At 70.5% G+C, this 14,682-nt stretch carries 13 protein-coding genes and 1 riboswitch; of the genes, 5 read left to right on the top strand and 8 right to left on the bottom strand.

Annotation, left to right across the window (positions count from 1 at the left end):
- The first annotated feature begins 31 nt into the window (after positions 1–31).
- A complete protein-coding gene (locus AW272_RS19640; protein ID WP_066367163.1) occupies positions 32–994 on the top strand; it encodes a TrmB family transcriptional regulator in 963 nt (320 codons plus the stop codon).
- On the opposite strand, the gene AW272_RS19645 is transcribed toward AW272_RS19640, so the two are convergent.
- Positions 995–1,894, bottom strand: coding sequence for an NmrA/HSCARG family protein (locus tag AW272_RS19645; RefSeq protein WP_066367165.1), 900 nt, complete (start codon positions 1,892–1,894; stop codon positions 995–997).
- 95 nt (positions 1,895–1,989) lie between these two features.
- Between AW272_RS19645 and AW272_RS19650 the strand changes: the two genes are divergently transcribed.
- Complete coding sequence (locus tag AW272_RS19650) at positions 1,990–2,541, top strand: TetR/AcrR family transcriptional regulator (protein ID WP_066367168.1); 552 nt, start codon at positions 1,990–1,992, stop codon at positions 2,539–2,541.
- 835 nt (positions 2,542–3,376) lie between these two features.
- On the opposite strand, the gene AW272_RS19655 is transcribed toward AW272_RS19650, so the two are convergent.
- From AW272_RS19655 to AW272_RS19680, 6 genes are all read right to left on the bottom strand, one after another.
- The gene (locus tag AW272_RS19655) at positions 3,377–3,859 is read right to left on the bottom strand and encodes a hypothetical protein (protein ID WP_066367170.1); all 483 of its coding nucleotides are present in this window, start codon (positions 3,857–3,859) and stop codon (positions 3,377–3,379) included.
- A 626-nt stretch (positions 3,860–4,485) separates the two neighbouring features.
- On the bottom strand, positions 4,486–5,682 hold the full coding sequence (locus AW272_RS19660) for an aminotransferase class V-fold PLP-dependent enzyme (protein ID WP_245657630.1): 1,197 nt from the start codon (positions 5,680–5,682) through the stop codon (positions 4,486–4,488).
- 14 nt (positions 5,683–5,696) lie between these two features.
- A riboswitch (SAM riboswitch) is annotated at positions 5,697–5,812 on the bottom strand.
- Positions 5,813–5,875: 63 nt separating this feature from the next.
- Positions 5,876–6,502: a hypothetical protein gene (locus AW272_RS19665; protein ID WP_066367171.1), complete on the bottom strand. Its 627-nt coding sequence runs from the start codon at positions 6,500–6,502 to the stop codon at positions 5,876–5,878.
- Between the two features lie 896 nt (positions 6,503–7,398).
- The gene (locus AW272_RS19670; RefSeq protein ID WP_066367173.1) at positions 7,399–7,887 is read right to left on the bottom strand and encodes a VOC family protein; all 489 of its coding nucleotides are present in this window, start codon (positions 7,885–7,887) and stop codon (positions 7,399–7,401) included.
- 55 nt (positions 7,888–7,942) lie between these two features.
- Positions 7,943–8,929, bottom strand: coding sequence for a helix-turn-helix transcriptional regulator (locus AW272_RS19675; RefSeq protein WP_174551838.1), 987 nt, complete (start codon positions 8,927–8,929; stop codon positions 7,943–7,945).
- 403 nt (positions 8,930–9,332) lie between these two features.
- Positions 9,333–10,199, bottom strand: a complete 867-nt coding sequence (locus AW272_RS19680; RefSeq protein ID WP_066367174.1) for an NmrA family NAD(P)-binding protein — start codon at positions 10,197–10,199, stop codon at positions 9,333–9,335.
- A gap of 89 nt (positions 10,200–10,288) precedes the next feature.
- On the opposite strand from AW272_RS19680, the gene AW272_RS19685 reads away from it, so the two are divergent.
- The 3 genes from AW272_RS19685 to AW272_RS19710 all read left to right on the top strand — a co-directional run bounded on the left by AW272_RS19685 (position 10,289) and on the right by AW272_RS19710 (position 13,831).
- Entirely contained in the window at positions 10,289–11,014 is a 726-nt protein-coding gene (locus tag AW272_RS19685) for a TetR/AcrR family transcriptional regulator (RefSeq protein ID WP_066367175.1), read from the top strand.
- A 155-nt stretch (positions 11,015–11,169) separates the two neighbouring features.
- Complete coding sequence (locus AW272_RS19690) at positions 11,170–11,955, top strand: isoprenyl transferase (protein ID WP_245657631.1); 786 nt, start codon at positions 11,170–11,172, stop codon at positions 11,953–11,955.
- A gap of 1,048 nt (positions 11,956–13,003) precedes the next feature.
- A complete protein-coding gene (locus AW272_RS19710) occupies positions 13,004–13,831 on the top strand; it encodes an AfsR/SARP family transcriptional regulator (protein WP_169807577.1) in 828 nt (275 codons plus the stop codon).
- On the opposite strand, the gene AW272_RS19715 is transcribed toward AW272_RS19710, so the two are convergent.
- The gene (locus tag AW272_RS19715; protein ID WP_157518659.1) at positions 13,826–14,680 is read right to left on the bottom strand and encodes a LysR family transcriptional regulator; all 855 of its coding nucleotides are present in this window, start codon (positions 14,678–14,680) and stop codon (positions 13,826–13,828) included. The genes AW272_RS19710 and AW272_RS19715 overlap by 6 nt on opposite strands.
- Between the last annotated feature and the right edge of the window lie 2 nt (positions 14,681–14,682).

Below are 14,682 nucleotides of genomic sequence, written 5' to 3' on the forward strand. Positions count from 1 at the left end.
CAGCCGCCCGAAATGGCCAATATGTGGCGACATGTTGCAAGTGCTCGGGATCAGCCCGTTCGACGAACGGATCTATCGTGCGGTGCTCGCCTCGCCCGGCATCTCGGCGCAGGAGATCGTCATGCGGAGCGGCGAGAGCGGCGGCCGCGTCCAGTCGTCGCTGAGCAGGCTCAGCACCCGAGGCCTGATCAACCGCCGGCGGGGGAGCTGGACGGCGACCAACCCGGGCACCGCGATCCGCTCCCTGGTCCGGGGCCTCCAGACCGAACTCGACCGGGTCAACGACACCGCCGACGAGCTGGAGGCGACCTTCCGCAGCGTCGGCCAGGAGCCCGACGAGATCGGCCAGTTCGAGATCATGGCCGGGCCCGAGATGCTCGCCCGGTGGTATCAGCAGGTGCAGCAGGAGGCCAGGGAGGAGGTCCTCACCTTCGACCGCCCGCCCTACCTGCTCGACTACCGCAACCCGATGGAGCGCGCCCGCCTGCGCGACGGCGTCCGCTACCGGACCATCTACGCGCCCGAGGCCTTCCAGCACGAGGGCGCGCTCGACGAGCTGGACACCATGCTGAAAGAGGGCGAGGAGGCCCGGGTGCTGCCCGGCCTGCCGTTCAAGATGGTCCTGGTCGACCAGCGGGTCGCGATCATGCCGCTGCACCTGTTCCTGCCGGTCAGCCGCAGTGTGCTGATCCGGGGGTCGACCATGGTGGTGGCCCTGGTGGAACTGTTCGAGCGCATGTGGCGTGAGGGGGTGCCGATGTATCCGCACCCGTCGTCCGCCCCCGAGAAGGAGGCGGCGCCCGCCGAACTCGACGTGGAGGACCGGCGGCTGCTGGCGCTGCTGGCGGCCGGGCTGAAGGACGACGCCATCGCCCGCCAGTTCGGCACCAGCCCGCGCAGCCTCCGCCGCCGCCTGCGCCACCTCTTCGACGAACTGAACGCCGAGACCCGGTTCCAGGCCGGGGCGCAGGCGAGCCGTCGCGGCCTCGTCTGATCAGAGGTATTTGACCGTCCACTCCTCGAAGGTGGTCAGGGGGATGCCGAACGCCCGCGCGTACTCCGGCCGCGCGGGCTGCCCGACGGCGCCGGTACGTTCGTGCGACACCCCCGCCCACACCGGCATCCCCTTGGCGACGGCCTCCTCTTCAGTCAGGTCGGGTGCGGTCAGCTCGGTCCTGAGCGCCGTGGACAGGGCCGCGGCGATCTCGGTCATCGACCGGTGGTCGCTCGCGAGCTCCAGCTCGATCCCGTGGAAACGCCCGGGGTCGGCGATCGCCGCAGCGGCGGCCCGGCCGATGTCGTCGACCGCGACGAGGGAGAGCCTGGTCTCCGGCTTCAGCACCGTGACCAGGCCGCCCTCGACCCCGCGAGGGAACAGGTAGGCCAGTTCTGGCAGGAAGTTCTCCATGAAGAAGCCCGGCTTGATCAGCGTCCAGTAGGTGAACCCGGCCTCCCGGACACGGTCCTGGATGGCGCCCTTGGTGGCGTAGTAGGGGTCGAGCCCGGCCCACCGCTCGGTGACGACCCGCTGCCCGGCGCCGGAGACCGAGGTGTGCACGAACTGCGGCACCCCGACGGCCCGCGCGGCCTCGATCAGGTTGACCGCCTGGGCCAGCTCCCCGTCGAAGTCGATGGAGTTGCCCGCCAGCCCCTCCGCCATCGGCGGCATCTGCACCGAGAAGACGGCCCGGGCCCCTCGCGCGGCCTCGACCAGCGAATCGCGGTCGGTGAGATCACCGGTCACCAGCTCGGCGCCGAGCGCCTCGACGGCCTTGGCCCGCTCCGTCGAGGGATCGCGGACCAGCGCCCGCACGGGCACCCCCGCCGCGAGCAGGGCGCGGGCGGTCGCACCCCCCTGCCGGCCGGTGGCACCGGTGACCAGGACAGAAGACATGAGAGCTCCCCAGAGTTTTAAACGGCGGACCCCGCCGTTTCTGATTCGGTACGATACGGAGACCCCCGCCGTTTAGCAACCTCGAGGTGAAGCCCATGCGCGCCGACGCCCAGCGCAACTACGCGCGCCTGCTCGCCGTGGCCGGCGAGGAGATCGCCCTCAACGGCGCCGACGCGTCGCTGGAACAGATCGCCCGCATCGCGGGCGTGGGGTCGGGGACGGTACGCCGCCACTTCCCCACCCGCCACGCCCTGCTGGCCGCGGTCTTCCGCGAACGCGTCGACTCCCTGTGCGCCCACGCAGGCGACCGCATAGGTCGCGCCGACACCCGGGCCGCGCTGCTCGAGTGGCTGAGCGCTGTCACCACGTCCGCCGCGACCATCGGCGGCCTGGCCGTGGCCCTGAACCGCGCCTGCGCGACGGACCCCGGCGCGGCCCACGAGCACTGCGCCACCGCCCGGCTCACCGAAGCGGGCGAACCCCTGGTCGCCCAGGCCGCCACCGCCCTCGCCCCCGGCATCACCATCACCGACCTGCTCGCCGTGGTCACCGGCCTGGCCCTGGCCACCGAGCACCACACCGACCCCGCCACCGAGGCCGACCGCCTCCTGGGCCTGACCTTCGCCGGAATCAGCCCGGCCCGGTGACACCGCGGCACCGTGAACTGCCCAGCGACTTCCCGTGCGGGCCTGGGCATGGCGGTGGGGGGCAGACACCGGACACCTGAGGTGCGATCGCGCCGACCCGGAGTTCGCCGAACTGCGGACGCGACATGACGTCGATCGGGTCCAGGAGGTACGGCATCCCGAGGTCGGTGACCTGTTCTCCGACCTGACGACCCTGACCACTGGTACTTGGAGCTCTAGAACCCGCGATGAGCTTTCAGCCGTCGGCGGCCTGGACGATCTTGATTGGTCGGGTGGCCAGAGGGAGATCGGGTGGCCGGCCAGGCGGAGCCGTAACGGAAGAAATGCAGTCGGGTTCTGCCGTCGGCTGGGGTGGCGTGGTGCGGCAGACCTGGTAGTCGACGGCGAAGGTCCCGATCAGGTGGGCCGCGCGGGTGCGCCAGGTGAGACGGGTGAAGGAAGGGGCGTCGGTCCAGGGCGCGTCATCGGGCAGCCGGGTTCGCCGGGTGCGGTAGCGGCGATACGGTCGGCGACCGCTGAGCCGGTGGATCAGCTCGTGCCACAGGGCGCAATCCGGTGATCATGCCACCTGGTCGGCGCACGCCGCGAGTTCGGCGAGTGGCTCCCGTTCGGGCTGGTCTGGCGACGGCGGGGGTTGTTGGAGCCGAGGCTGGCGTGAAGGTGGTCCGGCTGCGGAGGGGAGCGCCGGACCACCGGCCTGGTGAGGTCCGGCTTAGAGCTCCTGACAAAAGAGCTTCGCTGTACTCGGCGCCGGCACGGCGAGGTGTGTCATCTGGATGGATGGCGCAGGACGACGGAGCCTTGCCAGGCGCTGGGGTCATTCTGTTAGGCCTTCTTAGTAGATGCCTTCCTCGGTGTTGGACTCGGCGCTGATGGTCGCGCCGTCGCCGTCGATGAACTTCGCGACGATGTAGACCTCGTCGCCGTTGTTGCCCCAACCGCTGTCCTCGTTGAGGAACGATCCCTGGGGGACCTCCCAGCCGTAGTCCAGGTGGATGCCGTCCGGGCCCGCGGTCAGGCCGAAGTCGTCCTTGTACCAGGTGACCGGACCATAGATCACAGAGTCGGTACCGGGGTCGCTGCCGTAGAAGCGGACCTGGATCCTGGCGCCGTGGATGAGATAGCCGTTCGCGTCGTACTCGTTCATGGGCACGTGCACGCTCAGGTTGATGGTCCGGGCGGCGGGCACGCCGGTGTTGAAGCCGATCTCCAGGTGGGCGGTGATCACGGTCGCCGCCTGGGCGGGCGCCGTGGCCAGGCCGATGATGCCGATGGTGGCCACCAGGACGGCGGCCAGCCGGTTGAGTATGCCTTTCATTGTCTGTCCTTCTCGGGTTCTGATCACCATGAAGTGATCAAGGGCAAATTGAATCGCGGCCGGTCGCGGCCGTCTCACAGGTAGGGCGTTCCATCCCGTTCCGCCGGGCGACACGCGTGGAACTGATCGCGGCCTTGATGACGGGGCTGGAAGGCGAGACCCGTCTATGGCCATACGCTCTTCCCCGGTTCTGGTCGGCCGGGACCGCGAGATGGCCGACCCGGGCACCGCGATGGCCGGGATGGCGACCTTGCAGGGAAGCGGCTCGACCGCAGAGAGGGCCGGCTCCTTCCCAGTACAGGAGGTTGGCTAGATGCTGAGCGGTGGCCGGCCACGACCCGCCCTTTTCAGCGTCGGTCGGCATGAGCGGGCAAGGTGAACCGCCGAGTCCGCGATCCGGTATCGGTTCCCAGGTTCGGCTCGTGGGTGGGGGCGGCGAGGAATATCCGAATGCCCCGCTCAGACGAGCGAAGCGAGAGCCGCCCGAGCGAAGCGAGGCCTTGCCGGGGAGCGCAGCGATCCCGGAGCGGTAGCGGCGTCGGGACGCGACAGCGGCCAGGGGAGCGCGAGGGGGCGAAAGCCCCTTCGCAGCGGGGGGCTCGGGGGGTCGTCCCCCGGACACACATCTACTGGAAGCTTCGGAGTGCAACCAGCAGCCGGTCGACGTGTTCGTCGGTGCTGCCGATGCCGATCGAGGCGCGCACCGCGCCGCCGATGTCGTCGCAGCCGCCCTCGCCCACGCCGAGCAGGTGGCGGACGAACGGGTGGGCGCAGAACTTGCCGTCCCGGACGCCGATGCCGTGGTCTTCGGAGAGGCGTTCCGCCACCTCGCGGGCGGTGTGGCCGTCGACGACGAAGGAGACGATCCCCACCCGGGGATGGTCGTGCGGCCACAGCGCCAGTTCGTGCACGCCGTCGATGGCGGCGATGCCGTCCCGCAGCCGGGCGAGCAGGCGCTCCTCCTCGTGGACGAGGTCGGTCCAGCCGGTGCGGGTCAGGTGTTCGCAGGCGGCGGCGAGCGCGATGGCGCCCAGCACGTTGGGGGTGCCCGCCTCGTGCCGGGCCTCCACGTCGCTCTGCCATTCGGCCTGGTCACCGACCGAGAGGACCGCGCCGCCGCCCTTCAAGTAGGGCTCCGCGTTCTCCAGCCAGTCGCGCCGGCCGACCAGGACGCCCGCGCCGAAGGGGGCGTACACCTTGTGGCCGGAGAAGGCGACGTAGTCGAGGTCGAGGGCGGCCGTGTTCAACGACCGGTGCGGCACCAGTTGGGCGGCGTCCACCGCGATCCTGGCGCCGTGCCGGTGGGCGATGTGCGCCAGTCCGGCGATCGGCCACAGCTCGCCGGTGACGTTGGAGGCCGCGGTGACCACCAGCAGCGCGGGTCCGTCGATCGCGGCCAGCGCCTCGTCGGCCGCGCGGAGCGCCTCGCCGGGCAGGGTGGGAGGCTGGAGTCGTACCGGCGAGGACCAGGGGAGCAGCGTGGCGTGGTGCTCGGTGTCGAAGACCACGACGGTGGTGCCCTCGGGCAGGCTGCGGGCCAGCAGGTTCATCGCGTCGGTGGTGTTGCGGGTGAAAATGAGCGCGTCGTCGGGCCGGGCCCCGACGAACGCCTTGATCGTGCGCCGCGACTGCTCGTAGCGCGCGGTGGTCAGCTGGGAGGCGTACCCCGCACCGCGGTGCACGCTGGAGTAGGCGGGCAGCGCCTCGGCGACGGCGACGCTGACCGCCTCGAGACAGGGGGCGCTGGCCGCGTAGTCGAGATTGGCGTAGGAGACCAGCGCGCCACCGCGCACCGGGACGTCAAGGGACAGCACGGCGGACACAACGCCTCCAGAGGGCCACGCGCTTGCCCGCCGCACCACGCGACGGACCAGGTCCTCACCCGGGGCACCCCGCCGCGGACGCGAGGGTTGCCGGCCAGCAAGCCGGGGCTGTGCGCTGGCACTCATGACCTACAGCCGGAACTATAACCCGATGATCCGGTCCGGGCGCAAGCGGTGTTCTGAGGTTGTGCGGTCAGCGCCCCAGCAGGTCGGCGACCCGCAGGAGGGCGGTCACCCGCGTTTCGATGTGGTCGCCGTCCTTGATTCGGCCGGGCTCCCAGGCCAGGAGGTCATGGTCGGCCAGGCTCCATTCGGGTATCCGGTCGGCGAGGTGCGCGGCGATCAACGCCGGGCCGAGGAGAGCGCGGGAGAGTTCCGGGTCCTGGGTGACCACTCGAAATCTGCGGTCGAAATCGACGTGTCCGGTCGCGGCGGCATTGTCGCCGAACATTCGCCGACCAAGGCGTGAAAACGCGCCTCGCGACACGACGGCGATGGGCGGATATCGCCGGTCGAATCGCACTGCGGTGACGACGTAGTTGTACGCCGTTTCTTCTCCATCGGAGTCTCTTGCCGAGTACGCGTAATCGGCCACGGCGACGGGCCGGCCGTCGACCGTGCCCGATAGCAGCAGGGAGACGCCATGGCCGTATCCGCCGGGTAAACGTGCTGCCCAGCCGCTCGGAGGCGGCCGCTTCTCGACCGTCCAACCGTGGTCGGCGGCCCATTCCCGGATCTGCTTCGTGCGCTTCCGCTCGCTCAGTCCGGAAATGACGATCAACGCGCCCACAGTGGCCCCGAAAATGGCGAAGATTTCCACGTGTTCAGGCCTTCGGGTATTTACTCGCTGATTCCTGCGTCCAGCCTACGTTCGGGCCGCCTGATTCGATTCGGGTGGCGGGGGAGTGGGAACGCGAATGTGGCCTGGGCGTGATCCGGGAGGTGGCCCGCGTCGATCGGGAGGCCGTCGACGGTCTGCTCGACGACGGCATCATGGACCGTCCGTGGATCACATCAGCCTGGCCGTCCGCGCGGCCGGACCCTGGGCCCGGTCGGACAATCGGAATGCGGCAAGCCCAGCATGGCGCGGGTCGTCCCCGGAGCGGGCCTTCGGCGTCGCAATTAAAGGCTGTTGTGGACGTGGTGCGCAGGCAGATTGATGCAAGTGCCAGTCCCTCGAATCACTTCCGCCGCTGGATTCCGTCTAGGTCAAGCCGACCGTGGTGTCCCGGGACAGGGGAGAGAACTAGGGAATGTGGCCTGGGCGATCCGGTGAGGACAGTAGGCCTGGCCATATTGGCCCAAAGTGCTTCGGCCGCCGCCCTCACCACATCCCGGGACTTCTCCGATACGAAATCTCGCTAGAAATCTACTTTGTAAAGGCGCCGGGTTACTGAAAAGAAATCTCGAAAAATCCAACAAGCCCGCAACAATCTAGGGACCCAGCGTTCGAGTTCTACCGACTCCCGCGCCCCATCGCTTGTCCCGGCCCTCTTGTACGTCGGTAACGACCGCACCTCATGAGGGTCCTTGCCCTATGGCCGGTGGTCGACAGGACTTGGTCGACCTGCACCGGGTCGACACCGAGATGGGCCGACAGGACCGGGTCGCCGCCGGGCTGGGCCTCCACCGAACTAGGCCCGCCACCGAGCTGGGCCGCGACAGCGGTGTCGGCGTTCTCGGCCATGTCGAGCGCCACCGATCTGGCGGTCGTGCTCAGGTGCCGTCGTGGGGGAAGAACTCGGCTCCCGTGACGTATTCCATCGCCTTGACGAAGGCCGGGTCGCCGAAGCGTTGCTGCATCTGTTCGGCGGTCACGTCCTCGATGCGGGTCTGGATCCACCAGAGGTTGCCCAGGGGGTCACGCACGCGTCCGACGCGGTCGCCGAACAGCAGGTGGGTGACGTCGGTGACGGAGGTGCCGCCGGCCGCGACCGCCTGCCGATGGACGGCGTCGGCGTCCGGTACGTAGAGCCGCAGGAAGCCGGGGGTCGGGGGCCAGTCGGGCTTGGCGTCGAACATCATGACCATCGAGTCGCCGATGCGGACCTCCGCGTGGCCGATGACGCCGTCGTCGCCGACGAGGCGGACGATCTCCTCGGCGTCGAACGCCTCCTTCACATACTCCATGAGCTTGGCGGTGTCGGTGGAGATGATCCACGGCGTCACGGTCGAGTAGCCGTCGGGAACTGCTTTGACGGTCATCTGGCTGCCTCCTGGCGTCGGGTGGGAACGTGATCGACGCTAACGGGAGTACAGGTCAGAAACCGGCCTGAATAGACGGCTGCCTCCGACCGTCACCTGCACGCAGGAAGAGCGCGCCCATGGCGTGGATGTAGGCGCGGAACTCGTCAGGCTGGACGACGTCGAACTCGGCGTCCACCGCCGCCAGGATCATGATCGGCCAGTCGAAGGCGTCGACGCTCATGTGCAGTCGGCAGGCGTGCTCGTCGACGGGCTCGACCCTTCCTCCGGTGACGGCGACGACCTGTTCGACGTCACCAGGCGGGGCGTGGATGTGGACCACGATGTCGTAGCGGGTGGGGCGGGCGTCGATCCGGTCCTGGACGAACGCGGCGGCGTCGGCCGCGGGCAGTTCTCGTTGGCGGAACCGGGCTCCGGTGGTGGCCGGGCCGGTGAGGCGGTCGAGGCGGAAGACGCGCCAGTCGGCGCGTTCGAGGTCCCAGGCGACCAGGTACCAGCGACGCTTGAGCGAGACCAGCCGGTGCGGCTCCACCAGCCGGGTGGTCGGCTCACCCGCCGGGGTGGCGTAGGTGAAGGTGAGCCGTTCGTCGTCGCGGCAGGCCTGGCTGATCACGGTGAGGGTGGCCGCGCCGACCCGGGGGCCGTTCGCCGCCGGGGCGACGGTGTAGGTCTGCAGGGCGTCGACGCGGCGGCGCAGGCGGGGCGGCATGACCTGGACGACCTTGGCCAGGGCGCGCAGCGAGGTCTCCTCGATGCCCTCGACGGTGCCGCCGGCGCCCGTGCGCAGGCCGACCGCGATGGCGACGGCCTCGTCGTCGTCGAGCAGGAGAGGGGGCATGGCCGTACCGGATTGGAGCTGGTAGCCGCCGGCGACGCCGCGGCTGGCGTCGACGGGGTAGCCCAGTTCGCGCAGGCGCTCGATGTCGCGGCGCAGGGTGCGTTCGCTCACCTCCAGCCGCTCGGCGAGCTCCCCTCCGGGCCAGTAGCGGTGACTCTGGAGCAGGGACAGCAGCCGCAACATGCGCGCGCTCGTGTTCGCCATGAATCCAGCATCCTCAGCATTCCGGCCAGATGATGACCTGAATGAATCCCGGCTTCGCCTCCGCTGCCGACCCGACGGAGGATCGGGGCGTCCGGGGTCGTTGGCTGTCACGTGGGCGGATGCCGACCAGCGGTCAGCGATCACACTGTCGCGCGAAAAGGCTGGATCTGCGGCGAGCGCGGAGAAGGCTCGGTCTGCGGCGAGTCCAGCCCTTGCTCCACAGTTCGCGACGCGCTCACGAGATTTGCGGCGAGCCTGACCCTTGCTCCACGCCGCGCAACGCGCTCACGAGATCTGCGGGGATCTGACTCTGGGCAGATCCCCGATGGTGCACGCGATTCCCTGTCTCGAAACCGGTCCTTCAGACCCCAGCGCACCTCTCCGATGGTGAACGCCAAAAGGGTCAGTGGCCGGGCGGTTGCTCGGCGAGCATGGTGTCCAGGGTGGTGGGCGGGCGGCCGATCAAGCTGGCCAAGGTCGGGTCGACGGTAGAGAATTCACCGGCGCGGGCGGCGGCGAAGATGCCGAGCAGGTGGTCCGCTGCCTCGGCGGGGACGCCGCGGTCGGTGAGTTGCCGCCGGAACCGGTCGTCGGTGGCGGTGGTTCTGGTGATGGTGCGGCCGGTGACCTGGGTGGCGATCTTGGCGATGTCGTCGAAGGTGAGCGCTTCGGCTGCGGTGAGTGGCGGGGTGGGTCCGTCGAAGCGGCCTTCGTCGGCCAGGACGGCGGCGGCCGCGTCGGCGAGGTCGGCGTGGGCGGTCCAGCTCACCGGACCGTCGGCGGGGAGCGCGACCTCTCCTCCGCCGGCCAGTGCCGGGCCGAGGAACTGCACCGCGCTGGCCGCGTGGAAGCCGTTGCGCAGGGAGGTGAACGGCACGCCGCAGGCGCGCAGCGCGTCTTCGGTGGCGGCGTGGTCGCGGCAGGCCTGGAAGTGGGAGGACGGATCGGCGCCCATGTGGCTGGTGTAGAGGACGCGCCGGGCGCCGGCCGCGACGGCCGCGCCGATGGCGGTCCGGTGCTGCTGTACGGCTTGTTCGCCCAGCTTGTCGACGGAGACGATGAGGACCTGGGTGGCACCCTCGAAGGCATCGGCGAGCCCGGCGGCGTCGGTGAAGCTGCCCTGCCGCACCCGTACTCCCCGGTCGGCGAACCCCTGCGCTTTCCTCGGGTCACGGACGCTGACGCCGACCTGATCCGCAGGCACGCGGGTCAGCAGCCTCTCGACGATCTGGCGTCCGAGCTGCCCGGTGGCTCCGGTCACGATGATCATGGTTGCTCCACAAGTTAGTACCACTGGAAACATAGCCACGTTATCACTGGAAATTATCAGTGGAACCCAGAATGGGATAACGTTGATTCATGTCACCTCGCAAGGGCGCCGAACCCGGCACCGAGGCCACCGGCCAGGAGCAGACCCGCCGGCGGGTCATTGAGGCCGCGATCGAGTTGCTGACACGCGAGGGCCGCGACGCGGTCACCACCCGTGCGGTCGCCCTCGCGGCGGGGCTTCAGGCGCCGGCCATCTACCGGCTGTTCGGTGACAAGGACGGGCTGCTCGACGCGGTGGCCGAGCACGGCTTCGCCACGTTCCTGGCGGGCAAGAAGATCGACCCCGACCCCGAAGACCCCATTGAGGACCTGAAGGCGGGCTGGGATCTGGCGGTCGAGTTCGGCCTGGCCAATCCCGCTCTGTACGTGCTGATGTACGCCGAGCCCACTAGAACCGCCTCGCCCGCTTTCACAGCGGGCATGGAGATCCTGATGGGCCGCATCCGCCGTCTGGCCGCCGCCGGCTGGCTCCGCGTCAACGAGGACCTCGCCGCCGCGATCATCCACGCCACCGCGCGCGGCGCGGTCCTCACCTGGCTGTCCCTACCTGAAGAGCGGCGCGACCCGGCCCTGCTGACCACCCTTCGCGAAGCCATGCTCACCGCCGTCACCAACCACCGCCCGGCCACTCAGGAGGCAGGGCCGGCCGGCGCCGCCCGCGCCCTGCGCGCCGCCCTGCCCGAACAGACCACCCTCAGCGACGGCGAACAGCGCCTCCTGGAGGAATGGCTGGAGCGCCTCACCACCGAACGATGAGACGCCCTTCCAGACACACTCGGCGGCCGGATGAACGGGCGTGAGTTCGGCCGACGCCCTGTCCTTCGTTGAGGTTGAAGCTCGGCCTGTCGTTTTTTCGTGCGGGTTCGGTGCAGCGGGTTGTCTGGGGACGCGGGCCGGACGACGATGACCTGGTGCTCTGGATACGACGTCAGCTGAGGGGTGTCCTCGACCGGATCTACGTCAGAAGGCTGGCCGGACGGCTCCCGCTCGACCTGATGCCGCGCCATATCGGCATCATGGTCGACGGCAACCGCCGCTGGGCGAGGTCGGTCGGTTTCCCCGATCCCGCCGACGGTCACCGCGCGGGCGGTGCGAAGATCCCGACGTTCCTCCGCTGGTGTGACGCCTACGGCATCGAGCAGGTGACGATCTACCTGCTCTCCGACGACAACCTGAACCGCGCCGAACCCGAGCTCACCGCCCTGCTGGGCATCATCGAGGACGTGATCGGGGAGCTGGCCGCGCCGGGCAACCCGTGGCAGATCACCCCCATCGGCACCCTCGACCTGTTGCCCGACGCCACCGCGCTCGGCATCAAGGAGGCCGCCGATCGCACCGTCGGCCGCACCGGTGGCGCGAGGGTGAACGTCGCGATCGGGTACGGCGGTCAGCGGGAGATCGCCGACGCCGTCCGGTCGGCGATCGGGGAGCAGCGGGCGCTGGGTGTGCCGCTGGACGAGATCCTGGAGAGCTTCGACGCCGAGCTGATCTCCCGGCACGTGTACACGGCGACCCAGGCGCCGCTCGACATGATCGTCAGGACCAGCGGCGAACAGCGCCTCTCGGGCTTCATGCTGTGGCAGTCGGCCTACGCCGAGATGCACTTCTGCGAGTGCTACTGGCCGGACTTCCGCGAGATCGACTTCCTGCGGGCCCTGCGCGCGTACGCGGGCCGCAACCGCCGCTTCGGGCGCTGATACGGGGGTCAGCCGTTGAGGAGCCGGCGGCCGAGCGGAGTGAGGTCGTGCAGGATGGCGGGCCTCGGCGGGTGCTGGTGATGAGTCCTGCTTGGCGGAGGGTCTTGGTGTGGCGGCTCATCGACGCCAGCGAGGTGTGCAGGCGGGGGGCGAGCTGGGTGGTGGAGGCGCTGTGCCGTAGGGCGGCCAGGACGTTGGCGCGGGTGGTGCCCATGAGGTCGGCCAGCGATTCTCCCGGGTCGGTGCGGGTGGCCGTCCCCCAGTGGTGCTCGGGTGCGATCGGGTAGACCAGGACGGGTGGCAGGTCCGGGTCGGCGAGGGAGACGGGCGTCCCGCTGCAGAAGAAGGACGGCACGAACCGCAGGCCACGGCCCCGCAGGTGGAGGTCCCGCTCGACCGGGTAGCGCACTTCGAGCACGGGCCGTCGCCAGCGCATCATCGGCTCGAAGCCGCGGAACAGCGCCTCGACGCCGCCGGTGAGCAGGGCGCCGACCCGCGCGGCGACGTCGGCCTCGACGCCCGGGAGGATCAGGTCGTCGTGGGAGCCCACTGCGGCGTGGTGGTAGTCACGCAACGCGCTCGTCAGGCAGGTGCGCGAGGTGCCGAACCGTGACTCGGCCCCGGCGCCCGGGTGGAGCCGCTCCGGTTCGTGCCGGAGTATCGCGTCCAGGCCGGCGTCGAGTCCGTCCGCCGATTCGGCGGGGGTGAGGAAGTCGGGGACGTGGGGGCCGCGTGGGGCGATGCCGGCGAGGAGGGCGGCGGCGGGCCGCATCCTGGCGAGCAGGTCGGGGCGGGCGCGCAGGCGGGCCGTCCACGGCTGGAGGTGGGCGGGCCGGTCGGGGTCGGCGAGCCGGAAGTGGCTGAGCAGGACTTCCCACAGCGGGTCGGCGGTGGTGGCCAGGCGGGTTCGCGCGAGGTCTTCGGCGGTGAAGTGGATGCGCAGCTCGGTCACGGCGGGAGCATCGCGAGCGTGGCTTGACACGGCCTTGCCGCCCGGTTCACCTGGGGCTATACCTCGTCTATACCGTCGGTTCCGATGCTCGTGATCATGCTTGACGGGCGTTGGGAATTCCGGCTGCTGGGTCCGGTCGAGGTGTGGGACGGCGAGGGCAGGATCGCGCTGGGGCGTCGTGCGCAGCGCTGCCTGCTGGGCCTGCTGCTGCTGGAGGCGGGGCGGGTGGTCCCGGTCAGCCGGTTGCTGGAGCTGCTGTGGGACGACGAACCGCCCGACCACGCGCGGGGCATCCTGCACAGCCACGTCGCCCGCCTGCGCGGGACCCTCGATCCCGACCGGACGGGTTCGCGCGGGTTCCGGCTGGTGCGCCGGGGTGACGGCTATCTGGCCGAGACCGATGAGGGAAGTGTGGACGTGCACGTGTTCCGGGACCTGGTCGGGCGGGCCCGCCGGTCGGCCGGGCCGGGTGGCCGGTCGCGGCTGCTGCGGGAGGCGCTGGCGCACTGGCGGGGGCCGTTGCTCGCCGACGCCGCCACGGATCGGCTGCGCGACCGGCTGGGGGTGGGTCTGGAGGAGCTGCGGTTGTCGGCGATCGAGTCGTGTGTCGAGGCCGAGCTGGAGTGCGGCCGGCATCGGGAGCTGCTCCCTGAGCTGGCGGACCTGGTGCGGCAGCATCCTCTGCGGGAACGGCTGATCAGGGCGTCCATGCTCGCCCTCTACCGCGACGGCCGCAGGCCCGACGCGCTGGCGGTGTATCGCCGGGCCCGCGCCGACTTCGCCAGGGAGCTGGGTCTCGCGCCGTCCGGGGAGCTCCACGATCTGCACGACCGGATGGTCCAGGCGCCCGACCTGTTCCGGCCGAGGGTGCGGTGGTCGCCCGACTCCTCGCACTGGGTTCCGGTCGGCCTCAGCGGGTCATAGCCGGGTGGCGGTGCGGACCAGGTCGGCGAGGGCGCGTGAGCGGCTGTGGGCGGGCCAGGCGATGTGGGTGACGACGGGCGGCGCGTCGGTCAGCGGGACGGCGGCGTGGTCGGCCCACATCCAGGAGCGGGCCGAGTCGGGGACGACGGCGAGGGTGCGTCCGAGGGCGATGAGCTGGGCCAGCTGGGTCTGGTCGCGGACCTCGGGGCCGTTGCCGGGCGGGTAGACGCCACGGTTGGGCCAGCGGGCGAGAGGGAGGTCGGGGACGTCGCTGACGTCGGCCAGCGACAGGGCCGGGCGCGCGGCGAGGGGGTGTGCGGCGGGCAGGATGGCGACCTGTCCTTCGGCCATGAGTTCCTCGCTGTCGAACCCGGCGAGGGAGTTGAACGGGGTGTGCATGAGGGCCACGTCGGCGCGGCCGTCACGCAGCAGCCCTTCTTGTTCGCAGAAGCCGCACAGCAGCACCTCGATCTCGGCGGCGCCGGGCTCGGCCGCGTAGGCGTCGAGGAGTTTCTGCAGCAGTTCGTGGGCCCCGGCGGCCTTGACCCCCAGGACCAGGCGGTCGCGGGGGCTGTCGGCGGCACCGGCGCGGCGGGTGCGGCGGGCGGCCGCCACAGTGGCTTCGAGGGCGGCGCGGCCCTCGTACAGCAGGACCTGTCCGGCGCCGGTGAGGGAGACGCCGCGGCGGTTGCGGTCCAGGAGGGAGACGCCGAGGCGGCGTTCGAGCTGCTGGATCGCGCGGGACAGCGGCGGCTGGGCCATGCCGAGGCGTTCGGCGGCGCGGCCGAAGTGCAGCTCCTCGGCGACGGCGACGAAGTAGCGCAGTTCACGCGTTTCCAGGGTGTCCACGC

Origin of the sequence: Herbidospora mongoliensis (genome assembly GCF_001570545.1) — a bacterium.
Classification (GTDB): domain Bacteria; phylum Actinomycetota; class Actinomycetes; order Streptosporangiales; family Streptosporangiaceae; genus Herbidospora; species Herbidospora mongoliensis.